The 23,137-nt window shown below is 53.3% G+C and carries 23 protein-coding genes; 16 read left to right on the forward strand and 7 right to left on the reverse strand.

Translation table 11 applies throughout. The annotated features are described in order from the left end of the window. Positions 1–1,161 carry a cystathionine gamma-synthase gene (metB, locus tag O1V65_RS18115; protein WP_017491057.1) on the reverse strand — a complete coding sequence of 387 codons (1,161 nt, stop codon included), beginning with the start codon at positions 1,159–1,161 and terminating at the stop codon, positions 1–3. Positions 1,162–1,493: 332 nt separating this feature from the next. Here metB and metJ point away from each other — a divergent pair, with 332 nt between their 5' ends. Beyond that, on the forward strand, positions 1,494–1,811 hold the full coding sequence (gene metJ / locus O1V65_RS18120) for a met regulon transcriptional regulator MetJ (protein ID WP_004392248.1): 318 nt from the start codon (positions 1,494–1,496) through the stop codon (positions 1,809–1,811). Between the two features lie 116 nt (positions 1,812–1,927). Here the strand turns inward: metJ and rpmE are convergent, their stop codons facing one another. Beyond that, positions 1,928–2,140, reverse strand: coding sequence for a 50S ribosomal protein L31 (gene rpmE, locus O1V65_RS18125; protein WP_017491056.1), 213 nt, complete (start codon positions 2,138–2,140; stop codon positions 1,928–1,930). A 205-nt stretch (positions 2,141–2,345) separates the two neighbouring features. Between rpmE and priA the strand changes: the two genes are divergently transcribed. From priA to rraA, 6 genes are all read left to right on the forward strand, one after another. After that, complete coding sequence (gene priA / locus O1V65_RS18130) at positions 2,346–4,541, forward strand: primosomal protein N' (RefSeq protein ID WP_269129918.1); 2,196 nt, start codon at positions 2,346–2,348, stop codon at positions 4,539–4,541. 235 nt (positions 4,542–4,776) lie between these two features. Continuing rightward, entirely contained in the window at positions 4,777–5,805 is a 1,029-nt protein-coding gene (gene cytR / locus O1V65_RS18135; RefSeq protein ID WP_017491054.1) for a DNA-binding transcriptional regulator CytR, read from the forward strand. Between the two features lie 73 nt (positions 5,806–5,878). Further along, positions 5,879–6,763, forward strand: a complete 885-nt coding sequence (gene ftsN, locus O1V65_RS18140) for a cell division protein FtsN (RefSeq protein ID WP_026110418.1) — start codon at positions 5,879–5,881, stop codon at positions 6,761–6,763. 115 nt (positions 6,764–6,878) lie between these two features. Continuing rightward, entirely contained in the window at positions 6,879–7,409 is a 531-nt protein-coding gene (gene hslV / locus O1V65_RS18145) for an ATP-dependent protease subunit HslV (protein WP_026110417.1), read from the forward strand. Between the two features lie 19 nt (positions 7,410–7,428). Beyond that, complete coding sequence (gene hslU, locus O1V65_RS18150; RefSeq protein ID WP_269129919.1) at positions 7,429–8,760, forward strand: HslU--HslV peptidase ATPase subunit; 1,332 nt, start codon at positions 7,429–7,431, stop codon at positions 8,758–8,760. Between the two features lie 178 nt (positions 8,761–8,938). Further along, positions 8,939–9,424, forward strand: a complete 486-nt coding sequence (gene rraA, locus O1V65_RS18155; RefSeq protein WP_026110416.1) for a ribonuclease E activity regulator RraA — start codon at positions 8,939–8,941, stop codon at positions 9,422–9,424. A gap of 194 nt (positions 9,425–9,618) precedes the next feature. Here rraA and zapB read toward each other — a convergent pair whose 3' ends face one another. Then, complete coding sequence (gene zapB, locus O1V65_RS18160) at positions 9,619–9,858, reverse strand: cell division protein ZapB (RefSeq protein WP_017491049.1); 240 nt, start codon at positions 9,856–9,858, stop codon at positions 9,619–9,621. A gap of 485 nt (positions 9,859–10,343) precedes the next feature. Between zapB and O1V65_RS18165 the strand changes: the two genes are divergently transcribed. From O1V65_RS18165 to tpiA, 6 genes are all read left to right on the forward strand, one after another. Then, a complete protein-coding gene (locus tag O1V65_RS18165) occupies positions 10,344–11,189 on the forward strand; it encodes an MIP/aquaporin family protein (protein WP_017491048.1) in 846 nt (281 codons plus the stop codon). Between the two features lie 41 nt (positions 11,190–11,230). Then, positions 11,231–12,751 carry a glycerol kinase GlpK gene (glpK, locus tag O1V65_RS18170; RefSeq protein ID WP_017491047.1) on the forward strand — a complete coding sequence of 507 codons (1,521 nt, stop codon included), beginning with the start codon at positions 11,231–11,233 and terminating at the stop codon, positions 12,749–12,751. 136 nt (positions 12,752–12,887) lie between these two features. Next, on the forward strand, positions 12,888–13,898 hold the full coding sequence (gene glpX, locus O1V65_RS18175) for a class II fructose-bisphosphatase (RefSeq protein WP_269129920.1): 1,011 nt from the start codon (positions 12,888–12,890) through the stop codon (positions 13,896–13,898). 117 nt (positions 13,899–14,015) lie between these two features. After that, positions 14,016–14,762 carry a ferredoxin--NADP(+) reductase gene (gene fpr / locus O1V65_RS18180; protein WP_017491045.1) on the forward strand — a complete coding sequence of 249 codons (747 nt, stop codon included), beginning with the start codon at positions 14,016–14,018 and terminating at the stop codon, positions 14,760–14,762. Between the two features lie 26 nt (positions 14,763–14,788). Next, positions 14,789–15,391, forward strand: coding sequence for a DUF1454 family protein (locus O1V65_RS18185; RefSeq protein WP_017491044.1), 603 nt, complete (start codon positions 14,789–14,791; stop codon positions 15,389–15,391). Positions 15,392–15,533: 142 nt separating this feature from the next. Then, positions 15,534–16,298: a triose-phosphate isomerase gene (tpiA, locus tag O1V65_RS18190; protein WP_269129921.1), complete on the forward strand. Its 765-nt coding sequence runs from the start codon at positions 15,534–15,536 to the stop codon at positions 16,296–16,298. Positions 16,299–16,382: 84 nt separating this feature from the next. Here tpiA and O1V65_RS18195 read toward each other — a convergent pair whose 3' ends face one another. The 3 genes from O1V65_RS18195 to cpxP form a co-directional block, all read right to left on the reverse strand. Further along, entirely contained in the window at positions 16,383–17,372 is a 990-nt protein-coding gene (locus tag O1V65_RS18195) for a sulfate ABC transporter substrate-binding protein (RefSeq protein WP_017491042.1), read from the reverse strand. Between the two features lie 183 nt (positions 17,373–17,555). Next, positions 17,556–18,518, reverse strand: a complete 963-nt coding sequence (gene pfkA / locus O1V65_RS18200; protein ID WP_017491041.1) for a 6-phosphofructokinase — start codon at positions 18,516–18,518, stop codon at positions 17,556–17,558. 469 nt (positions 18,519–18,987) lie between these two features. After that, positions 18,988–19,479, reverse strand: a complete 492-nt coding sequence (gene cpxP, locus O1V65_RS18205; protein WP_026110414.1) for a cell-envelope stress modulator CpxP — start codon at positions 19,477–19,479, stop codon at positions 18,988–18,990. Between the two features lie 150 nt (positions 19,480–19,629). Between cpxP and cpxR the strand changes: the two genes are divergently transcribed. The 3 genes from cpxR to trmL are packed head-to-tail and all read left to right on the forward strand — an operon-like array spanning position 19,630 to position 22,234. Then, the gene (gene cpxR / locus O1V65_RS18210) at positions 19,630–20,331 is read left to right on the forward strand and encodes an envelope stress response regulator transcription factor CpxR (RefSeq protein WP_017491039.1); all 702 of its coding nucleotides are present in this window, start codon (positions 19,630–19,632) and stop codon (positions 20,329–20,331) included. Then, complete coding sequence (gene cpxA, locus O1V65_RS18215; protein WP_017491038.1) at positions 20,328–21,698, forward strand: envelope stress sensor histidine kinase CpxA; 1,371 nt, start codon at positions 20,328–20,330, stop codon at positions 21,696–21,698. Before cpxR ends, cpxA begins: the two co-directional genes overlap by 4 nt. 47 nt (positions 21,699–21,745) lie before the next feature. Continuing rightward, on the forward strand, positions 21,746–22,234 hold the full coding sequence (gene trmL, locus O1V65_RS18220) for a tRNA (uridine(34)/cytosine(34)/5-carboxymethylaminomethyluridine(34)-2'-O)-methyltransferase TrmL (RefSeq protein ID WP_017491037.1): 489 nt from the start codon (positions 21,746–21,748) through the stop codon (positions 22,232–22,234). Between the two features lie 54 nt (positions 22,235–22,288). Here the strand turns inward: trmL and cysE are convergent, their stop codons facing one another. Continuing rightward, positions 22,289–23,107 carry a serine O-acetyltransferase gene (gene cysE, locus O1V65_RS18225; protein WP_017491036.1) on the reverse strand — a complete coding sequence of 273 codons (819 nt, stop codon included), beginning with the start codon at positions 23,105–23,107 and terminating at the stop codon, positions 22,289–22,291. Positions 23,108–23,137 lie beyond the last annotated feature (30 nt).

The following is a 23,137-nucleotide window of genomic DNA, read 5'->3' on the forward strand; positions in this document are numbered from 1 at the left end:
TTACCTCTTTGCGACCGACTGGAAAGCCTGTTCCAGGTCGGCAATTAAGTCTTCGCTATCTTCAAGACCGACAGAAACGCGGAGCAGACTGTCGGAAATCCCGGCGGCTTTACGCGCTTCCGGTGCCATGCCAGCGTGGGTCATGGTGGCGGTATGTGAAATCAGACTCTCAACCCCGCCCAATGATTCGGCCAGCGTGAAAAGTTTTAACTCAGACAGGAAGTGACGCAAACTTGCCTCATCACCTGCAAACTCGAAGCTTACCATCGCCCCAAAACCACTTTGTTGACGTCGTGCAATCTCGTGGCCCTGATTCTCTGGCAGAGAAGGATGATACAGCTTTTTCACTAACGATTGTTTCTGTAAATAAGCAACAATTGCCAGTGCATTTTCCTGCTGCTGCTTCACGCGAACGCCGACGGTACGCAGGCCACGCAGCAGAAGATAGCTGTCAAATGCCGCGCCGGTGACGCCGATGTTGTTCCCCCACCAGGCCAGCTCGGTCGCATGCTCGGCGGTTTTGGAAATCACCGTACCTGCAACCACGTCAGAATGGCCGTTGAGGTATTTAGTACAGGAATGCACGACCAAGTCAGCACCCAGCTTCAGAGGCTGTTGCAGGACCGGACTCAGGAAGGTGTTATCCACCACCGTCAGCGCGCCTGCCGCATGCGCAGCGTCGCAAATCGCCTTGATGTCCACCACGCGCAGCAGTGGATTGCTCGGCGTTTCAATCAGGACCAGCTTAGGCTTCTGCTCCAGCGCAGCCTGCAATGCCTCTGGGTCACCCTGGTCGACAAACAGGACGCGATAGGCACCCCGCTTGCTCAGGCTATCAAACAGGCGATAGCTGCCGCCGTAGCAGTCGTGCGGAGCAACAAGCAAATCTCCCGGCTTAAGAAACACCGTACACACCAGATGAATAGCAGACATCCCGCTGCTGGTCAGCACGGCACCCGCGCCCCCTTCAAGACTCGCCAATGCGCGCTGCACCACGTCACGCGTAGGATTACCGCGACGGGAATAGTCGTGGGCGCGTGGCTGATTGAAATCTTCGAAATTATACGTGCTGGAAAGGGTAATAGGAGGAACAACACATCCATACTGCTGGTCAATGTTGAGTCCACTGCTAACCGCGATTGTGCCTTGCTTGAGCGTCATAGTTGTTGCTCCCTGACGGGATAAATAGAGGATGAGGGTGTAAAGATTAATCGTTAGCGGGATAGACGTCAATACATCTGGACATCTAAACTTCTTTGCGTATAGATTGAGCAATGTGATAATACCCGCTAAAATTATAGCGGTATGCCTTGATTTGCGGACGCAAAGCGGTGTCCTGGCCCAGTAAAGCACGAACCTGCATCCGCTGACAAAGTGAACAGCGTCAGGCCAGAATTTTACAAGGACGATGGCTATAGTGAGATCTGTGGAAATCGGGCATAATCCCCGAGTTTTCAGAATTTTATTTTTATTTGATAAATTTAAGGTGTCCCATGGCTGAGTGGAACGGCGAGTATGTCAGCCCTTACGCTGAACACGGTAAAAAAAGCGAACAAGTTAAAAAGATCACGGTTTCCATTCCGCTGAAAGTATTAAAGATTTTGACAGACGAGCGCACACGTCGCCAGGTGAACAACCTGCGCCATGCCACTAACAGTGAATTGTTGTGCGAAGCGTTTCTTCATGCCTTTACGGGCCAGCCGCTACCGAACGATGAAGATCTGCGTAAAGAACGCAGTGATGAAATTCCGGAAGCCGCCAAAATCCTGATGCGCGAACTGGGTGTAGATCCAGATACCTGGGAATATTAAGCAAACCGGGTAGGTAGAAAGAAACCTTGCCTTTAAAGACGTGTTTACCCGTAAAACACAAATAGCAGGCAACAAAAAAGGCGCCACCGGCGCCTTTTTTTGCTATCGAGCGAAGCTTATTTGCTGCTCGGTACGCTGAAACGCTTGTTGAAGCGGTCAACGCGGCCACCGGTAGCCACTTCACGCTGCTTACCAGTGTAGAACGGGTGGCATTCGCCACAAACGTCCAGGTTCAGGTCGTGACCAACGGTAGAACCGATTTTGATAACGTTACCGCAAGAACAGTTAGCAGTAACAACTTCGTATTTAGGGTGAATACCTTGTTTCATGGGAAAACCTCTGTTTAGGCCGCGTCGCTATCCAACCGTTTTGCCGTCGGACACCACGCGTGGTGTAAATGATTAGGTCTCTGATGCGGAATGCATCAAAGGCGGCGAATCATACAGAATATAAAGTGACCGCGCAATCATGTTCATGCATTCCGAGTCACACAGTGTACACTATCTCGTCATTTTTTTATAGCCTGGACCGCCAATGCCCGTTGCTCACGTTGCTCTACCTGTCCCTTTAAGCCGCACATTTGACTATTTGTTACCCCCCGGTATACAGGTGGTTCCCGGCTGTCGGGTCAGCGTTCCCTTCGGCAAACGCGATGCTATCGGCATCGTGACCGGCGTCAGCGACAGCAGCGAATTTCCCCTCGAAAAGCTTAAATCGGTTAATGAGGTGCTCGACAGCGCCAGCCTGTATACCCGTGACCTGTGGCGCGTGTTGCACTGGGCGTCCGACTATTATCACTTCCCGCTCGGTGAAGTATTATTTCACGCCCTGCCGGTCCTGCTCCGTCAGGGGAAACCGGCGGAACTGACGCCGCTTTGGCAGTGGTTCGCTACCGAACAGGGCCGTGCGACGCCGCTCAACGACCTCAAACGTGCACCTAAGCAGCAGCAGGCCATGGCGGCACTGATGCAAGGCAAACTGTACCGTCATCAAATCAGCGATCTCGACCTTAACGAAGCGGCGCTACAGGCACTGCGCGCCAAAGGGCTCGCCGACTTGCAAAGCGTCGCGCCGGTGGCACAGGATTGGCGTAAGGACTTCAGCGTGGTCGGCGAGCGCCTGAGACTCAACACTGAGCAGGCCACCGCGGTCGGCGCAATCCGCAGCGAAGATCAGCAGTTTTCAGCCTGGCTCTTGGCCGGGGTGACCGGCTCGGGTAAAACCGAGGTATATCTCAGCGTGCTGGAGAATATTCTGGCGCAGGGTCGGCAGGCGCTGGTAATGGTGCCGGAGATTGGTCTGACGCCGCAGACCATCGCTCGTTTCCGCGAACGTTTCAGCGCACCGGTCGACGTATTACATTCCGGTTTGAACGACAGCGAACGTCTGGCGGTGTGGCTTCGCGCCAGAAACGGCGAGGCCGGGATTGTGATTGGCACACGATCGTCACTGTTTACCCCGTTTGCGCGCCTCGGCGTGATAATCATCGACGAAGAACACGACAGCTCTTATAAACAGCAGGAAGGCTGGCGCTACCACGCCCGAGACCTTGCCGTGTTTCGGGCACATGCCGAAAACATCCCGATTGTGATGGGCTCCGCCACCCCGGCTCTGGAAACTCTGCACAACGTCCAGCTCGGCAAATATCGCCAGCTGACGCTGAGCAAGCGCGCCGGTAACGCCAAACCGGCGGTGCATCACTTACTCGATCTCAAAGGCCTGCCGCTCAAGGTTGGCCTGTCGCAGCCGCTCATTCAGCGTATGCAGCAGCACCTCAAGGCCGATAACCAGGTGATGCTGTTTCTCAACCGACGCGGCTACGCGCCCGCTCTGCTGTGCCACGAATGCGGCTGGATAGCCGAGTGCCAACGCTGCGACCACTATTATACCTTTCACCAGAATCAACGGCAGCTGCGCTGTCACCACTGCGACAGCCAGCGCCCGGTGCCTCATCAGTGCCCGCAGTGCGGCTCGACGCAGCTGGTTTCCGTTGGCGTCGGTACCGAGCAGCTTGAGAATGAACTCGCGCCGCTGTTTCCTGATACGCCTATCACGCGTATCGACCGCGACACGACCAGCCGCAAAGGCTCGCTGGAGCAGCATCTGGCCGAGGTGCATCGCGGCGGCGCACGGATCCTGATAGGCACCCAGATGCTGGCGAAAGGACATCACTTCCCCGATGTCACGCTGGTTTCCTTGCTCGACGTTGATGGCGCACTTTTTTCGGCCGACTTTCGTTCCGCTGAACGCTTTGCCCAGCTCTATACTCAGGTCTCGGGCCGTGCAGGGCGCGCCGGTAAACAGGGCGAAGTGGTACTGCAAACGCACCACCCCGAGCACCCACTGCTGCAGGTGCTGTTGCAGCACGGTTACGATGCCTTTTCCAAACAGACGCTGGCGGAGCGTAAAAGCGTATTTTTGCCGCCGTACACCAGCCACGTGCTGTTTCGTTCGGAAGATCACGACAACCGTCAGTCATCGCTCTTTCTACAGCAGCTGCGTAACCTGCTCGAAGCCAGCCCGCTGAAGGATGATTCGCTGTGGATCCTGGGTCCTGTTCCCGCGCTACAGGCCAAGCGCAGCGGTCGTTTCCGCTGGCAGCTGCTGATTCAGCATCCCTCGCGCAAGGTACTACAGCAGATTATCAAGACCTCAATGCCGCTGATTGGCAGTTTGCCGCAGTCTAAAAAGGTAAAATGGACGCTGGATGTTGATCCTATTGATAATTGATGACGTTAACGGCTGTTTTTTTGGAATCCAGCGCGAAAAAACTGCAGAAGTCACATTTTTTATGCAATTTGGTCATTATTCCTAGCCACATTCTGTTTAGAATGTGATGAGCTACGCAATCCTTTTGCTAGCATGATAAATAGATATTAAATATGCACGGATGCTGCCAACAAGCTTATAAAAATAAACATCCATGATGTCGTGTCAGTTTGATGCAGGTGCAAGGAGAGATGCGTTGGATCAAAATAGAGTAATTCCTACCGCCACCATGAAAGACGTGGCGGAAATGGCCGGGGTGTCTACCGCCACGGTATCGCGAGCGTTGATGAATCCTGAAAAGGTTTCAGCATCGACCCGTCAACGGGTTGAGCAGGCGGTGATTGCCGTCGGCTATTCGCCGCACTCTTTGTCCCGCAATCTCAAGCGCAATGAGTCACGCACTATTCTAGTGATCGTCCCCGACATCTGCGATCCGTTCTTTGCCGACGTGATCCAGGGGATCGAGCGTACTGCCGCCGAAAACGGCTATCTGGTGCTCATTGGCGACTGCGCTCAGCAGAACCAGCAAGAAAAAACCTTTATCAACCTTATCATTACCAAGCAAATTGACGGTATGCTGCTGTTAGGTTCTGACCTGCCGTTTGATGCCAGTAAAGAAGAGCAGCGCAATCTGCCGCCGATGGTGATGGCCAACGAATTTGCACCCGAACTCGAACTGCCGACGGTGCACATTGACAACCTCACCGCCGCCTACGACGCCGTGCACTATCTGATTAGCCTTGGCCATCAGCGCATTGCCTGCATTGCCGGGCCGGAGTCCATGCCGCTGTGCCAATATCGATTGCAGGGCTATATTCAGGCCATTAGACGCAACGGCCAATCGGTGGAGAGTCAGTATATTGCCCACGGTGATTTCAGCTATGAATCCGGCGCGCAGGCGCTGTCTACGCTGATGAGCCAGCCGAAACCGCCGACCGCCATTTTCTGTCATAACGACATCATGGCCATCGGCGCAATCTTTGAGGCAAAAAAATTAGGGCTGCGTATCCCGCAAGATTTGTCTATTGTTGGTTTCGACGACATTAAAATCAGTGAGTTTTACGATCCGCCGCTCACCACGGTGGCTCAACCGAGATTCCAGATTGGCCGAGAAGCCATGTTATTATTGCTGGAACAACTGAACGGTCATTCGGTTCAAAGCGGTTCACGTTTGCTCGAAAGTGAACTGGTTATTCGCGGCAGTACTGCCGCGCCTAAGCGCTAGTTAACAGTCAAGTTTTCAGGACCCTGTAAAAAATGACGTACTTCTTTAATCCTAACGACACAGCGAAACGATAGTGGCACAAAAAGACTATGTGAGCCGTGGGCGCTCAGGAACACGGCGAAAGAAAACCACCAGCCGTAGTAAAAAAAGCAGTTCTCCGATGGTATCCAAAACCGTGGTGGCCGTTGCCGTTGCCGTTCTGGTTGTCTTTGTCGGTGGCCTTTATTTTATCAGCCACAAAAAAATGGAAGAGGCTGAAATTCTGCCAACGCACGTCCCTCGTCCGGGCAATGGCCTTCCCCCTAAACCGGAGGAACGCTGGCGTTATATCAAGGAGTTAGAAAATCGTCAGATGGGCGTGCAGACGCCGACCGAACCAACCTCCGGTGGCGATGTTTCTTCAAAAACTCAGCTCACACCGGAACAGAAACAGCTGCTGGAACAGATGCAGGCAGATATGCGCCAGGCACCGACTCAGCTGAACGAAGTGCCGTATAACGACCCGACGCAAGCGACCCGGACCGCGCCGGTTTCACGGCAGCAGAGCAGCCAGCCGACGTTTATGCAACAGCCGGTGAGAGCGCCACAGGCGGCCCCGGTTCAGCCTAAACCGCGCCCTGTGCAGCAACAGCCGATGATAACGCAGGCAAAACCGGAACGAGCGCGTCCTCAGCAGCAGGACACCGCTCAGAATACTCCGGAAAAGGAAAAACCGAAGGAGCAGGAAAAAGCCCAGCGCTTTATCGTGCAGTGTGGATCCTTCCGCGGTACCGAGCAGGCCGAATCCGTGCGAGCCAAGCTGGCGTTTGAAGGCTTCGAGAGCCGTGTCACCTCAAGCGGTGGCTGGAATCGTGTGGTCATTGGACCCTACAACAATCGCTCTGGCGCAGACGGTACGCTGTCGCGTTTGAAAGGATCTGGCATTTCGAGCTGTATTCCCGTCCCCGTCGGGGGTTGAAAACCCATAATCCCCCCCAATCTATACATTCAATATGGCCCGCGAAGTTTATGCAACCTAATCAGGGTTGCATAACTTCGCCGGGATCTCTTCCGTCTGCAACGAGGAACAGCTCGTGACAACAATTGTATGTGTGCGCCGTAACGGCCACGTCGTAGTAGGTGGTGATGGCCAGGCCACTATGGGTAACACCGTCATGAAAGGTAACGTCGTCAAAGTACGTACCTTCTTCAAAGATAAAGTGATCGCGGGCTTCGCCGGCGGTACTGCCGATGCGTTTACGCTGTTTGAGCTGTTTGAGCGCAAACTCGAGATGCATCAGGGCCACCTGACCAAAGCCGCCGTTGAGCTGGCAAAAGACTGGCGCACCGACCGCATGCTGCGTCGTCTGGAAGCGTTGCTGGTCGTGGCAGATGAGACAGATTCGCTGCTTATTAGCGGCAACGGTGACGTTATTCGTCAGGATAACGGACTGATCGCTATCGGTTCAGGCGGTCCCTACGCCCAGGCAGCGGCTACTGCGCTGCTGGAAAACACCGAGTTAAGCGCGCGTGAAATTGCTGAAAAATCGCTGAACATCGCGGGTGATATCTGCATTTACACCAACCATAACCTCAATTTCCTGGAATTGCCTAAGCAATCCTAAAGCGTAAGGATCGAAAATTATGTCTGAAATGACCCCACGCGAGATTGTCAGCGAATTAGACAGCTACATCATTGGGCAACACAATGCGAAACGCGCTGTTGCCATCGCGCTGCGTAACCGCTGGCGTCGTATGCAGCTCGATGAAGCGCTGCGCCACGAAGTCACGCCTAAAAACATTCTGATGATCGGCCCAACCGGTGTCGGTAAAACCGAGATTGCTCGCCGTCTGGCGAAACTGGCCAACGCGCCGTTTATCAAGGTAGAAGCCACCAAGTTCACCGAAGTGGGCTATGTCGGTAAAGAAGTCGATTCCATCATTCGTGACCTGACCGATTCTGCCATCAAAATGGTGCGTCAGCAGTCTATCGAGAATAACCGTTACCGCGCAGAAGAGATGGCTGAAGAGCGCATCCTCGACGTCCTTATCCCACCGGCCAAGAACAACTGGGGCCAGCCGGATGAGGCCAAAGAGCCTTCTGCCGCACGCCAGTCTTTCCGCAAAAAACTGCGTGAAGGCCAGCTCGACGATAAAGAAATCGAGATCAACGTCGCCGATACTCCGGCTGGCGTAGAAATCATGGCACCTCCCGGCATGGAAGAGATGACCAACCAGCTGCAATCTATGTTTCAGAACATGGCGGGACAGAAACAGAAAGCGCGTAAGCTGAAAATCAAGGAAGCCTACAAGCTGCTGGTTGAAGAAGAAGCCGCCAAGCTGGTTAACCCGGAAGAGCTTAAAGAACAGGCGATTGAAGCCGTTGAACAACACGGTATCGTGTTCATCGATGAGATAGACAAAATCTGTAAACGCGGCCAGAGCTCCGGCCCGGACGTGTCTCGCGAAGGCGTGCAGCGCGACCTGCTGCCTCTGGTAGAAGGCTGCACCGTTTCGACGAAACACGGTATGGTCAAAACTGACCACATCCTGTTTATCGCTTCCGGCGCGTTCCAGACTGCCAATCCTTCGGACCTGATCCCGGAACTTCAGGGTCGTCTGCCTATCCGCGTTGAGCTACAGGCGCTGTCTACCGAAGACTTCGAGCGTATTCTGACCGAGCCAAGCGCGTCACTGACTCATCAGTACAAAGCGCTGATGCAGACTGAAGGCGTGACCGTTGAGTTTACCCAAGACGGTATTCGCCGCATTGCAGAAGCCGCATGGCAGGTTAACGAAACCACCGAGAACATCGGTGCTCGTCGTCTGCATACCGTGCTGGAGCGTTTGATGGAAGACATCTCCTATGATGCCAGCGAAAGCAACGGCACGACGGTGATCATCGATGCCGACTATGTGCGCAATCACCTTGATGCACTGGTCGCCGACGAAGACCTGAGCCGCTTTATTCTGTAATGGTGTTATGTGCATGATACAGAAAATCAGGGAGGCTTCGGCCTCCCTTTTTCTTGCCCCACGTCCCTCGGCATGAGGTAGATACGGAAAGTCAAAACGTAAAGAATTGATGATTTTGCCAACATCTGCCAGAAAGGGATATACTGAAAGCACCAGCGAGCAACCAGATAAAAATCCTATGAAATACGATACTTCAGAACTATGCGACATTTATCATGAAGAAGTGAATGTCGTTGAACCCCTGTTCTCCAACTTTGGTGGACGTACTTCATTTGGTGGGCAAATCACCACGGTGAAATGCTTTGAAGATAATGGCTTGCTCTACGATCTGCTTGAAGAAAATGGCCGTGGCCGTGTTCTGCTGGTAGACGGCGGCGGTTCGGTGCGTCGCGCCCTGCTTGATGCAGGACTGGCAAACCTGGCGCTGCAAAACGAGTGGGAAGGCATAGTGATTTACGGTGCTGTGCGTCAGGTTGATGACCTCGAAGAGCTGGATATTGGCATTCAGGCAATGGCCGCTATCCCGGCGGGGGCCGCGAGCGAAGGGATTGGCGAAAGCGATATCCGCGTAAACTTTGGTGGCGTGACCTTCTTCTCGGGTGACCACCTGTACGCCGACAACACCGGCATCGTGCTGTCAGAGGACCCGCTCGATATCGAGTAATCTCTCGCTTTTTAGGCAACAAAAAAGACGCAAAATGCGTCTTTTTTATTTTGGAAAAGTAGAACACTACGTCCGCAGAGTCATTGGAGTCGCAACAAGGCAGCGAGCGAATCGATTCCCGATGAGCCGACATAAGTCATTGATTCGGGTGAATAAACGCCGCTGACGGCGTGCAGCTTCAAGGACTCAGTGGATTAGACTTCTTCCATTTTTCCGAGAAGTGAGCGCAAACGCTCTTGCCAAACGTGCTGCTCTTCTTTCAGATGCGCATTTTCACGAACCAGTGACTCGTGGTTACCGTTCGCCTGCTGTACCTGCTGAGACAGGCTGTTGTTCTGCTCTTTAAGCTCTTCGATTTCCATCTGCAGTAAAGTAATGGTATCAATCGCTTGCTGAACTTTAGTTTCTAGTTTCTCAAAGACTTCAAATGACATGTTTATTCCCCTTATGTTCGCAAGGCGTACATCTTATAAGACTCGCCGCATCTTCCCGACGCAGCTCGATAATTCAATTAACTACAACTGTAATTAACACTGCGGCTTCAATTAACCCCGATTGTATGTAGGCATCCCTTCGCTGTCTAGCAACATACTGGCCCTGCACGCAGTCTGTTGCAATTATCATGGCGTGACTATCAGGAAAAGCTGAAAGAACGCAGCGATCGGTCAGTAAATTCGCTAGTTTTAGCGCAAAGCATTCATTTTTTCGGTCAGCCAGTTTCTTAAAAACACGCGTATTCGCTCATTTTTATGACACAGCACACACATTTTGATTTCGGTATTTCTCGTTTATGCTCGTTAACGATAAATTCACATTACATACTCATACGATCTGAGATGTAAAAATTAAATAACACTAAACAATAAAACAAAGTGATTTAAACCCTACCCTTAACAACTATCCTTTATAGGATTCGATTATGAGCCAAAATATGAGTTCCACAATCAAAGGCCAGTGCATCGCCGAGTTTCTGGGAACAGGCCTGATTATCTTTTTTGGTGCTGGCTGTGTCGCGGCACTGAAACTGGCAGGCGCTTCGTTTGGTCAGTGGGAGATAAGCATCATCTGGGGCCTTGGGGTCTCGATGGCTGTTTACCTGACTGCCGCCATCTCGGGTGCTCACCTTAATCCAGCCGTCACTATCGCTCTGTGCCTGTTTGCCAACTTTGAAGGCCGCAAGGTCGTGCCGTACATCATCGCTCAGGTCGCCGGGGCATTCTGCGCCGCAGCGCTGGTTTATGGCCTCTACTACAACCTTTTCATCGATTTTGAACAGACCCACAATATGGTTCGCGGCAGCGTTGCCAGTTTGGATCTGGCCGGGATTTTCTCGACCTATCCAAACCCGCATATCAGCGTGCTGCAAGCATTCCTGGTTGAAGTGGTTATCACCGCCGTTCTTATGTCACTGATTCTGGCCCTGACCGATGACGGTAACGGTGTGCCGCGTGGCGCGTTGGCCCCGCTGTTGATTGGTTTGCTGATTGCCGTTATCGGTGCCTCAATGGGTCCATTGACCGGCTTCGCCCTTAACCCGGCGCGTGATTTTGGTCCAAAAGTGTTCGCCTATTTCGCAGGTTGGGGAAAAGTGGCCTTCACCGGTGCGCGTGACATCCCTTACTTCCTGGTGCCTATTTTCGGTCCGCTGATTGGTGCATGCCTGGGCGCCGTTGGTTACAAGGCCCTGATTAGCAATCATCTTCCTCAGACTGTCGCCATCGCCGCTAAAGACGACGCGCCACAGCAGACTCAGCGTAAAGCCTAATAGGTTAAACTGTTTATAGCCCACTTTGCAGGACATAAATCATGACAGCAGATAAGACACACGAAAAAAAATATATCGTTGCACTCGACCAGGGTACCACCAGTTCACGCGCCGTAGTGCTCGATCACGATGCCAACATCGTTAGCGTCTCACAGCGCGAATTCACCCAGATCTACCCTAAGGCTGGCTGGGTCGAGCATGACCCGATGGAAATTTGGTCTTCACAAAGCTCTGTCCTGGTTGAAGTTCTGGCAAAGGCTGATATTAACTCTGACCAAATCGCCGGTATCGGTATCACCAACCAGCGTGAAACTACCATCGTCTGGGAAAAAGAAACCGGCAAGCCAATTTATAACGCGATCGTCTGGCAGTGTCGTCGAACCGCAGAGATTTGTGAACAGTTGAAAAAGGACGGAATGGAAGAGTATATCCGTCATAATACCGGCCTTGTGGTCGACCCGTATTTCTCGGGTACCAAGGTGAAATGGATCCTGGACCACGTGGAAGGTTCACGTGAGCGCGCCAAACGCGGCGAACTGCTGTTCGGTACCGTTGATACCTGGCTGGTGTGGAAAATGACGCAGGGACGGGTTCATATCACCGACTACACCAATGCGTCACGCACTATGATGTTCAACATTCACAGCCTGGAGTGGGACGACCGTTTACTTGAAGCGCTGGATGTTCCACGTGAAATGCTGCCGGAAGTACGTCCGTCCTCAGAAATCTACGGCCAGACTAACATCGGGGGTAAAGGCGGGACACGTATTCCAATCGCCGGGATCGCCGGTGACCAGCAGGCGGCGCTTTACGGCCAGCTTTGCGTACAGCCTGGGATGGCGAAAAACACTTATGGCACCGGCTGTTTCCTATTAATGAACACCGGTACCGAAGCTGTGGTTTCTAAAAATGGTCTACTGACGACCATTGCCTGTGGTCCGCGCGGCGAAGTGAACTATGCGCTAGAAGGTGCGGTGTTCGTGGGGGGAGCATCTATCCAGTGGCTGCGTGACGAGCTGAAGATGATCAACGATGCCGCAGACTCCGAATACTTTGCCTCGAAGGTAAAAGATACCAACGGCGTTTACGTGGTGCCTGCCTTTACCGGCCTCGGTGCGCCTTACTGGGACCCGTATGCCCGTGGCGCTATCTTCGGCCTCAGCCGCGGAGCCAACAGCAACCACATTATTCGCGCAACGCTTGAGTCTATCGCTTTCCAGACGCGTGATGTCATTGACGCGATGCAGGCAGACTCCGGTACCCGTCTACAGTCGCTGCGCGTTGACGGCGGTGCGGTAGCCAACAACTTCCTGATGCAGTTCCAGTCAGACATTCTCGGCACCCGCGTTGAACGCCCTGAAGTGCGCGAAGTCACTGCGCTCGGTTCGGCTTTCCTGGCAGGCCTGGCCGTCGGTTTCTGGAGCGACCTGGATGAAGTTCGCAGCAAGGCCGTTATCGAGAAAGAGTTCCGTCCGGGTATCGAAACCACCGAGCGTAACTATCGCTACAAAGGCTGGCAGAAGGCCGTAGCCCGCGTACGCGCCTGGGAAGATCACGAATAAATACTCACCGCTTTCCGTTTCTAAAAAACTCCCCATCCGGGGAGTTTTTCTTTTCTGCCTCCCCGCTATGATAGACTTTGTGGCCTGAGATGAGCCTCTGCTCACCGCCCTCATTTTTCTTAAAACGGATTTATCCATGAAACGTGAATTAGCTATCGAGTTCTCCCGCGTGACAGAAGCTGCTGCACTTGCCGGTTACAAATGGCTGGGGCGTGGCGACAAAAATCTTGCTGACAACGCCGCCGTGCAGGCCATGCGCATCACGCTGAATACGCTGGACATTGCCGGTGAAATTGTGATCGGTGAAGGCGAGATTGATGAAGCGCCGATGCTGTATATCGGAGAAAAAGTAGGAACAGGCAACGGGGATGCCGTCGATATCGCCGTCGATCCGATTGAAGGCACGCGTATGACCGCCATGGGTCAGGGAAATGCGGTGGCCGTACTGGCGGTTGGTGACAAAGGCTCGTTTCTGAATGCACCTGATATGTACATGGAAAAGCTGGTCGTCGGACCCGCTGCAAGAGGATGCATTGATCTCGACCTGCCGCTGGCCGACAACCTGCGCAACATTGCTGTAGCGCTTAATAAACCACTGACCGAGCTGACGGTTTCCATTCTGGCCAAACCACGCCACGACGAGATTATCCGCGAGCTGCACACGCTTGGCGTGCGCGTATTTGCCTTCCCGGACGGCGACGTAGCGGCCACTATCCTGACCTGCCTGCCAGAGAGCGAGGTCGACGTAATGTACGGCATCGGCGGCGCACCGGAAGGGGTGATTTCAGCGGCGGTGATCCGTGCGCTGGACGGCGATATGCAGGGCCGCCTGCTGGCGAGGCATCGCGTTAAAGGCGACACGCCGGAGAACCGTCGTCTGGGCGAAAACGAGCTGTCTCGCTGCCAGCAAATGGGCATCGAGGAGGGTAAAGTCCTGCTGCTTGGCGACATGGCACGCAACGATAACGTCATTTTTTCTGCCACCGGTATTACCCAGGGCGACCTGCTCGCTGGCATCAGCCGTCAGGGTAATCTGGCGACCACCGAGACCTTGGTTATCCGCGGTAAATCGCGCACTGTGCGCCGTATTCGCTCGACGCATTCTCTGAACCGTAAAGACCCGGCACTGCACGAATTCATCCTCTGATAGCCCTTATCAGGTCGTTGTCGCAACGGCCTGATAACATTTAATCGATAATCCTTCTGCAAAATATGGAATAAGATCAGCCGGTAATTTCAATCCTACCAAGTGGAGAGAGAGTCGATGGCAGAATGGGTAACGGGTAAAGTAACAAGAGTGGAGCACTGGACGGACAGTCTGTTCAGCATCGTCGTTAATGCGCCTATCAATGACTTTACCGCCGGGCAGTACGCCAAACTCTCGCTGGAAATAGACGGTGAACGCGTGACGCGCGCCTACTCTTTTGTGAACGCGCCGAGCAACCCGAATCTCGAGTTTTATCTGGTCAATGTCCCGGAAGGCAAACTCAGCCCACGCATTCACGAAATGCAGCCTGGCGCTGAAATCATGATAACTAAAGAGTCGCAGGGCTTTTTCGTCATTGATGAAATCCCCGAGTGCGACACCCTGTGGATGCTGGCAACCGGTACGGCCATTGGCCCATATCTGGCTATCCTTCAGGAAGGAAAAGGGTTAGAACGTTTCAAAAATATCGTGCTGGTCCACGCCGCACGCTTCTCGCGCGATTTAAGCTATCTGCCGCTCATGCAGCAGCTGCAACAACGTTATGACGGCAAGCTGCACATTCAGACGGTCGTCAGCCGCGAAGAAACCCCAGGCTCGCTAACAGGCCGTGTTCCTGCGCTGATTGAAGACGGTACGCTTGAGGCCGCCGTGGGTCTGAAGATGGACGCCAACGACAGCCATATTATGCTGTGCGGCAACCCGCAGATGGTTCGCGACACGCAGCAGGTTCTCAAAGACACACGTGAGATGCGCAAGCACTTGCGCAGAAAACCGGGCCATATGACCAGCGAGCACTACTGGTAAACTATGCAAAATAAAAGAACACAGTTATGAAAAGAACCCTCCCCCTGCGCCTGGCGTCAGCTCTGCTGATGCTGACTCTCGGTGGCGGGGTGGCTTTTGCCGATCCGCCCCCCGATCATCAGGCCGCCGAAGAACAACCTAAAGCGCCTTATCTGATGCCGGGCGCGCCGACGTTTGAAATGACGCTGGTGAGTTTTCGCGAGAAATATAATATCGCTAATCCGACGCAGCCAATCGGTGAGTTTCGCGCCATCGCTGACCAACCCGAGAATGCCCTGCTAACGCGTGCAGCCAGCAAGATTAACGAGGACCTGTATGCCTCGACTGCGCTCGAGAAAGGCACCGGTAAAATCAAAAGTATGCAGATAACCTACATGCCGATTCAGGGCCCCGACGCCAAGGCCGCACATGCCACGGCAATCAGCTATATGGCGAACGTTATCCGCGAATTTGACCCGACCCTGTCGGTCGATCAGAGCGTTGCAAAAGTGAACAGCCTGATTGATAAAGGCAAGGGGATGGCGTTCTACCAGCAACAGGTCGGCGCGGTGCGCTACGTAATTTCAGACAACGGAGAGAAAGGGCTGACCCTCGCGGTTGAACCGGTCAAACTAGCGTTGGCTAACTAGTCATTTATAAATGTTAATACCCTGCGTATTTGACGAAAAGCAAAGCCTTTGTAATTGATACTCTCTATACTGTTGTGCAGTTTATCTGCCCTTTCGGCAGAAATTTCAATCGACACTCGCGTCCCCTTATGGAGTAAATAAAATGCGACATCCATTAGTGATGGGTAACTGGAAACTGAACGGCAGCACTCATATGGTTAATGAGCTGATTGCCGCCTTGCGTACCGAGTTGAGCACCGTTGAAGGCTGTGGCGTTGCCATCGCTCCGCCGGAAGTCTATCTGTCACAGGCGAAACACGCCCTGTCCGGTAGCCGCATCGCTCTGGGTGCCCAGAACGTTGACACCAACCTGTCTGGCGCTTTCACCGGTGAAATTTCTGCTGAAATGCTGAAAGATATTGGCGCTAAATACATCATTATCGGCCACTCTGAGCGTCGTACTTATCATAAAGAAAGCGACGAGTTCATTGCCAAAAAATTCGGCGTGCTGAAAGACGCGGGTCTGATCCCGGTTCTGTGCATCGGTGAAACCGAAGCCGAAAACGAAGCAGGCCAGACTGAGGCTGTTTGTGCGAAACAACTCGACGCCGTGCTGAATACTCTGGGCGCGAAAGCCTTCGAAGGCGCAGTTGTTGCCTACGAGCCAGTGTGGGCTATCGGTACCGGCAAATCAGCGACCCCGGCGCAGGCTCAGGCAGTTCACAAGTTCATTCGCGACCACATCGCCAAGCAAGACACTGCCGTGGCCGAGCAAGTGATCATCCAGTACGGCGGTTCCGTTAACGCGGGCAACGCCGCAGAGCTGTTCACCCAGCCAGACATCGACGGTGCACTGGTCGGCGGCGCGTCACTGAAGGCCGACGCCTTTGCCGTGATAGTAAAAGCCGCAGCAGCGGCTAAAGCCTGATTGCCGCATCTCGATTAACGTCGAGGTCCGTTTGAGGCATAAAAAAACCCCGCACTGCGGGGTTTTTTATTGTCAGCCTGACAATCAGCGCTTGTTAACCTGGTCGTAGATGCCACCGTTAGCAAACTGTTCTTTCTGTGCGTTGGTCCAGCCACCGGCAACCTGCTCGACGGTATACAGCTTGATAGCTGGGAACTGAGAGGCAAACTTCTTGGCAACCTCAGGATCGCGCGGACGATAGTAGTTCTGTGCGGCGATAGTCTGCCCTTCCGGGGAATAGAGATATTTCAGATAGGCGTCGGCGACGTCGCGAGTTCCGCGTTTATCGACCACTTTATCCACCACAGAAACGCTCGGTTCAGCCAGAATAGATTCGCTCGGATAGATAACCTCGAACTTGCCTTTCCCCAGTTTCTGGTCTGCCAGAATCGCATCGTTTTCCCATGAAATCAGTACATCACCGATCCCACGTTCGACGAAAGTATTGGTCGCACCGCGTGCGCCGGAATCTTGAACTTCAACGTTTTTAAACAGAGCGCGCAGGAAATCGGTCGCCTTGGCTTTGTCGTTGTTATTGTGATGCAGTGCGTAACCCCAGGCCGCCAGGTAGTTCCAGCGAGCGCCACCCGATGTTTTCGGGTTAGGAGTAATGACCGACACGCCCGGTTTAATCAAATCATTCCAGTCATGGATGCCCTTAGGATTACCCTTGCGAACCAAAAACACGATGGTTGAGGTGTAAGGCGCAGAATTATCCGGCAGGCGAGTTTCCCAGTTTTTAGCGATACGACCACGATCGGCGATAGCATCAACGTCGGACTGCAGCGCCAGCGTGACTACGTCGGCATCGATGCCATTAATAACCGACGTCGCCTGTGAGCCTGAACCGCCGTGGGACTGGCGTACGGTCACGTTGTCGCCGGTTTTAGCCAACCAATATTTGCTGAAGGCTTTGTTGTAATCCTGATAAAGCTCACGCGTTGGGTCATAGGACACGTTCAGAATCTGAATATCTTTGGCCATTGCTCCGGCGGTCACCAACAGTAGTGCCAGCCCTACTCCCAATTTACGCATGCGCTTCTCCCAGCAAATATTTTTTTATGTGGATAGATTCATTGAATCAGAGTGATAAAGCCTGCCAGAGAAAGACGGATGTATTAAAGAATAAAAACTTTCTTGCTATTCCATTTGGAAATATAAAGCCATGGGCATAAAAAAAGCCTTCATAATGAAGGCTTTAATCGAGTGGCGAGGCGATTAGTAGAGTTTTTTCGCCGTTTCCCACATCTCGGTTTTGAACGGACGTTTCATGTTCTCGATAGCATCGATGATGTCATGATGAACCAGCTTCTCGTTTTGTACGCCGACGCAGCGCCCACCGTAGCCCTGCAACAGAAGCTCGATGGAATAGGCACCCATGCGAGATGCCAGAATGCGGTCGTAGGCGCAAGGTGCACCACCGCGCTGAATGTGGCCCAGCACAGTTGCGCGCGTTTCGCGTTTGGTTTCGGTTTCGATGTGGCGCGCCAAATCAGCGATGTCGCAGATGTGTTCAGTGATGGCGACAATGGCGTGTTTCTTGCCTTTGGCGATACCGGCACGGATCTCTTCAACCAGATCGTCGCGGTTAAATTCGACTTCAGGAATGACGATGAACTCACAGCCACCGGCGATGGCCGCAGACAGGGTCAGATCACCGCAGTAACGCCCCATGACTTCGACAATGGAAATACGCTGGTGAGAAGATGAGGTATCGCGCAGGCGGTCAATGGCCTCAACCACGGTTTCAAGCGCGGTGAAATAACCGATAGTGTAGTCGGTGCCCGCGACGTCATTATCGATAGTGCCTGGCAAACCGATACAGGGGAAACCCATTTCGGTCAGACGTTTTGCCCCCATGTAGGAGCCGTCACCGCCAATAACAACCAGCGCATCAATACCGCGCTTTTTCATGTTCTCGATGGCTTTGCCGCGTACGGCTTCATCACGAAATTCAGGGAAGCGCGCAGAACCCAGGAAGGTGCCGCCGCGATTGATCACATCCGATACGCTGTAGCGGTCAAGCTGCTCCATGCGATCTTCATAAAGTCCGAGGTAGCCGTCGTAAACACCGAAAACCTCCAGGCCTTCAGTGAGCGCTGCGCGAACAACGCCGCGTATCGCCGCATTCATGCCGGGGGCGTCGCCACCACTTGTCAGTACACCGATTTTTTTGATCATGACTACCTCTGAACTTTTAGATGCAATTTCTTAAGAATTCTTGAGCATACCCGCCGCAAAACCGGCCCTATCAGGGCGAAAAATCGGGCTATAAGCCTGGATACTCAAATCATATAACAAAATGCTTAAACGAAATTGATTCAGGTCACCTGAGATCGCAATTCCGTTTTGTTCAACGCAATTTACTCACAGCTTCTGATTATACAGCCCTCTCGTGACAAACCTTAGATGGAAATTGTCGTAATCTGAGAAAGACCGCGTTTTATTGAGCATTGAACCCTATATCTTAAGGATAGCATTGTTCATCAATACATCTGACTGATAATGCAACAAATACGCAACATTTATTCCCAACCAGAGGTTATCTCTGGACAAAAAAAAGCCCCGCCAAAAGGCGGGGAAAGACAGGGATGGTGTCTATGGCAAGGAAAAGATGCTATTTACTCTGACTACTCGCCCTGGCGGGCGTTTACTCGGTACTCATTGTCTTCAGGGGTGAAGTCGGTTGTACGCCAGACACCTGCGCGGCGAGTTGCTCCATACGCTGCTCGTGTTTCTGATTTAATACTTCTTTCTGTGCGGGCGTTAGCAGGTTAAACATCAGGTTACGAATACGCGCCATTTCAACCTGGCGGTCTACCTGTTCCTGCGCTATTTTCTCAGCCTGTGCTCGGACGGCTGCCTGATCGAAACTGCGTGCGGTCACCAGCTCGTGCATGGTTTCCATTTGCTTTAAGTTAATCTGCGGTGAGTCTTTTCGTGCCTGATGCATCAGATCACGCATTTGTTGGCGTTGCTGTTCGGTTAAATTAATTCCATCGAACATCGTATTACGCCTATCCAACATATTGCCATCATGAGCTAAAGTATCTGCAGGCATAGATTTAGCGCTTTCTGCCAACGCAACACTTGAACTAAGTGTCAGCATTGAGGCCATAATCATTGCAGCTACCTTACACATCACGAACTCCTAATATTTTTTCGCTTCACGCGAATGATTGAAAAGCAGTCTAACCCTGGAGCTGCAAACTAGCGTCAGTGCTTGTAAAACTACGTAAAGTCATGGAATAGCGGCAATTGATGACGTATTTTGCGTCTAGAGGTAAACACAATGAATAAAATTTTGTTAGTTGATGATGACCGTGAACTGACTTCTCTTTTGAAAGAGCTGCTCGAGATTGAAGGATTTAGCGTTGTGGTCGCCTACGATGGCGAACAGGCGCTCGAAAAACTGGACAGCAGCATCGGCTTGCTGCTGCTGGACGTCATGATGCCGAAGAAAAACGGCATCGAAACCTTGAAAGAATTGCGCCAGCGCCATCAGACGCCGGTTATTATGCTGACAGCGCGCGGAAGCGAGCTGGATAAGGTGCTGGGCCTTGAACTAGGCGCAGACGACTACTTGCCTAAGCCGTTTAACGATCGCGAGCTGGTTGCACGCATACGCGCCATGCTGCGCCGTTCCAACTGGAGCGAGCAACAGCAGGCGGGCGAAACCAATAGCTCCCCAACGCTCGAAGTCGACGGATTGCAGCTCAATCCGGGCCGTCAGGAAGCCAGCTTCGGCGGGCAGCCACTCGACCTCACCGGCACCGAGTTTACCCTGCTGTACCTGCTGGCCAAACATCTGGGTCAGGTGGTCTCACGCGAACATCTCAGCCAAGAAGTGCTGGGCAAACGCCTCACGCCTTTTGACCGCGCCATTGACATGCACATTTCCAACCTGCGCCGCAAACTGCCAGACCGTCAGGACGGTCATCCGTGGTTTAAAACCCTGCGTGGACGCGGCTATCTGATGGTATCCGCTACATGATCAACAGCCTTACCGCGCGTATTTTTGCCATTTTCTGGTTCACGCTCGCGCTGGTTCTTATGTTGGTTTTGATGGTTCCGAAGCTCGACTCACGTCAACTGACCCCGCTGCTCGACAGTGAGCAGCGTCAGGGGCTGATGATTGAACAACACGTCGAAGCGGAACTTGCAGGCGATCCGGCCAACGACCTGATGTGGTGGCGCAGGCTTTTTCGCGCCATCGATAAATGGGCACCACCGGGTCAACGCCTGTTGCTGGTCACCAGTGAAGGTCGGGTGATCGGCGCACAGCGTAATGAAATGCAGATCGTACGTAACTTTATCGGCCAGTCCGACAACTCGGACAGGCCGAAGAAAAAGAAATATGGCCGCGTCGAGATGGTTGGGCCGTTCGCCGTACGCGACGGGGAAGACAACTACCAGCTCTATCTGATTCGTCCTGCGGGCAGTGCGCAGTCCGACTTCATCAACCTGATGTTTGACCGGCCGCTGCTGCTGCTGATAGTCACCATGTTAATAAGTTCCCCTCTTCTGCTTTGGTTGGCCTGGAGCCTCGCCAAGCCCGCACGTAAACTGAAAAACGCGGCGGACGACGTAGCGCGCGGCAACCTCAAGCAGCACCCTGAACTTGAGGCAGGTCCGCAGGAGTTTCTCGCCACCGGCGCCAGCTTTAACCAGATGGTGAGTGCACTGGAGAGGATGGTGACGGCGCAGCAGCGGCTGATTTCCGACATTTCCCACGAGCTGCGCACGCCGCTGACGCGCTTGCAGCTTGCCACGGCCCTGATGCGTCGCCGCCACGGCGAAGGCAAAGAGTTGCAGCGTATCGAGATGGAGGCCCAGCGTCTGGACGGTATGATTAACGACCTGCTGGTGCTGTCGCGCAGCCAGCACAAAAATGAGCTGACCCGCGAACTCCTAAAGGCCAACGAGCTGTGGGCCGATGTTATCGATAACGCTCAGTTCGAAGCCGAGCAGGTAGGCAAAACCCTCGAAGTTACCGCCCCTCCGGGCCCGTGGAAACTGGTAGGGAATCCTAATGCACTCGACAGTGCGTTGGAGAATATCGTGCGCAACGCGCTGCGCTATTCGCACCATCACATCGCGGTAAACTTTACTGCCGACGGTGATGGGATCACGATTATGGTCGATGACGACGGTCCGGGCGTGAGTGAGGAGGATCGCGAACAGATTTTCCGTCCTTTCTACCGTACCGACGAAGCCCGTGACCGTGAATCTGGCGGAACAGGGCTCGGCCTCGCCATCGTCGAAACGGCGGTTCAGCAGCACCGTGGCTGGGTAAGAGCCGAAGACAGCCCACTGGGAGGTCTACGTCTGATTATCTGGCTGCCGCTGCAGCAACGCTAAGATTCTGCTATTCTGCGTCCCTCAAGAGACAGAGGGGCGCAGTTCGCATGCTTAATATCGTTTTATTTGAACCAGAAATCCCACCTAACACCGGCAACATCATTAGGCTCTGTGCCAACACCGGCTGTCAGTTACACCTGATTAAACCCATGGGCTTTGCCTGGGACGACAAGCGTCTTCGTCGCGCCGGTCTGGACTATCACGAATTCACCGACATCAAGCATCATGATAACTATGAGGCTTTTCTCGCCAGCGAAAATCCCGGCCGACTGTTCGCCCTGACAACCAAAGGTACGCCAGCGCACAGCGCCGTATCTTATCAGGACAATGACTATCTGCTGTTTGGCCCCGAAAGCCGTGGCCTGCCGGCGACGATTCTGGATAGTCTTCCGCCGCAGCAAAAAATCCGAATTCCGATGCAGCCGGACAGTCGCAGTATGAACCTGTCGAATGCGGTTTCAGTGGTGGTGTATGAGGCGTGGCGTCAGCTAGGGTATCCGGGCGCGGTCATCAAAGAACTGCCTAAAGACGCCTGATCCGCTTGTGAACGGTGTTGAGACGGCACGCGAACGCATGCCGTTGAAATCGTATCAGATACCGTCGCCGAACTCGAAACCTTGAGTCCCGTTGAAGTATTGGTTCATATCCATCGAAGGCTTTTCGCTCTCTGGACGACCCACGATTCTGGCCGGAACGCCTGCAGCGGTAACGTGCGCCGGAACTGACTGCAATACGACCGAGTTAGCGCCAATCTTGGCACCGGCACCGACCTCGATATTGCCGAGAATTTTTGCCCCCGCGCCAATCATCACCCCTTCGCGAATTTTAGGATGACGATCGCCAACCGTCTTGCCGGTACCGCCCAGCGTAACCGATTGCAGGATAGATACGTCATTTTCCACTACGGCGGTTTCACCAATGACGATACCGGTTGCGTGGTCGAGCATGATACCGCAGCCGATGCGTGCCGCAGGGTGGATGTCTACGCCGAAAGTCACGGAGATCTGATTCTGGAAGTAAATCGCCAGCGCCTGGCGGTCCTGTTTCCACAGCCAGTTACCAATGCGGTAGGCCTGCAATGCATGGAAGCCTTTCAGGTACAGCAACGGGGTTGAATACTTGTCTACGGCCGCGTCACGCGAGTGTACGGCGAGGATATCGCGGGCAGCGGACAGGGTCATCTGCTCGTCGTTGCGGTAGGCTTCTTCAACCACTTCACGGATAGCGATAGCCGGCATGATTGGGCTACCGAGCTTGTTGGCCAGAATGTAACTCAGCGCGCTGCCGAGATTCTCGTGTTTGAGTAATGTCGCATGGAAAAAGCTTGCCAGCATAGGTTCACACTCAGCCAGCGCACGCGCTTCTGATTTAATGCTATTCCAGACTAGTTCCAGTTCTTCTGACGACATCATCATTCCTTACAGCAAATTAAATTAAGG

The sequence above is a fragment of the Rouxiella badensis genome (assembly GCF_026967515.2).
In the GTDB taxonomy this organism is placed as follows: Bacteria; Pseudomonadota; Gammaproteobacteria; order Enterobacterales; family Enterobacteriaceae; genus Rouxiella; species Rouxiella badensis.

Bases quoted from the DNA above. Each gene is read 5' to 3' on its own strand.
- metB (WP_017491057.1), bottom strand. From the start codon at position 1,161: ATGACGCTCAAGCAAGGCACAATCGCGGTTAGCAGTGGACTCAACATT.
- metJ (WP_004392248.1), top strand. From the start codon at position 1,494: ATGGCTGAGTGGAACGGCGAGTATGTCAGCCCTTACGCTGAACACGGT.
- rpmE (WP_017491056.1), bottom strand. From the start codon at position 2,140: ATGAAACAAGGTATTCACCCTAAATACGAAGTTGTTACTGCTAACTGT.
- priA (WP_269129918.1), top strand. From the start codon at position 2,346: ATGCCCGTTGCTCACGTTGCTCTACCTGTCCCTTTAAGCCGCACATTT.
- hslU (WP_269129919.1), top strand. From the start codon at position 7,429: ATGTCTGAAATGACCCCACGCGAGATTGTCAGCGAATTAGACAGCTAC.
- rraA (WP_026110416.1), top strand. From the start codon at position 8,939: ATGAAATACGATACTTCAGAACTATGCGACATTTATCATGAAGAAGTG.
- zapB (WP_017491049.1), bottom strand. From the start codon at position 9,858: ATGTCATTTGAAGTCTTTGAGAAACTAGAAACTAAAGTTCAGCAAGCG.
- O1V65_RS18165 (WP_017491048.1), top strand. From the start codon at position 10,344: ATGAGCCAAAATATGAGTTCCACAATCAAAGGCCAGTGCATCGCCGAG.
- glpK (WP_017491047.1), top strand. From the start codon at position 11,231: ATGACAGCAGATAAGACACACGAAAAAAAATATATCGTTGCACTCGAC.
- glpX (WP_269129920.1), top strand. From the start codon at position 12,888: ATGAAACGTGAATTAGCTATCGAGTTCTCCCGCGTGACAGAAGCTGCT.
- fpr (WP_017491045.1), top strand. From the start codon at position 14,016: ATGGCAGAATGGGTAACGGGTAAAGTAACAAGAGTGGAGCACTGGACG.
- O1V65_RS18185 (WP_017491044.1), top strand. From the start codon at position 14,789: ATGAAAAGAACCCTCCCCCTGCGCCTGGCGTCAGCTCTGCTGATGCTG.
- tpiA (WP_269129921.1), top strand. From the start codon at position 15,534: ATGCGACATCCATTAGTGATGGGTAACTGGAAACTGAACGGCAGCACT.
- O1V65_RS18195 (WP_017491042.1), bottom strand. From the start codon at position 17,372: ATGCGTAAATTGGGAGTAGGGCTGGCACTACTGTTGGTGACCGCCGGA.
- pfkA (WP_017491041.1), bottom strand. From the start codon at position 18,518: ATGATCAAAAAAATCGGTGTACTGACAAGTGGTGGCGACGCCCCCGGC.
- cpxP (WP_026110414.1), bottom strand. From the start codon at position 19,479: ATGTGTAAGGTAGCTGCAATGATTATGGCCTCAATGCTGACACTTAGT.
- cpxR (WP_017491039.1), top strand. From the start codon at position 19,630: ATGAATAAAATTTTGTTAGTTGATGATGACCGTGAACTGACTTCTCTT.
- cpxA (WP_017491038.1), top strand. From the start codon at position 20,328: ATGATCAACAGCCTTACCGCGCGTATTTTTGCCATTTTCTGGTTCACG.
- trmL (WP_017491037.1), top strand. From the start codon at position 21,746: ATGCTTAATATCGTTTTATTTGAACCAGAAATCCCACCTAACACCGGC.
- cysE (WP_017491036.1), bottom strand. From the start codon at position 23,107: ATGTCGTCAGAAGAACTGGAACTAGTCTGGAATAGCATTAAATCAGAA.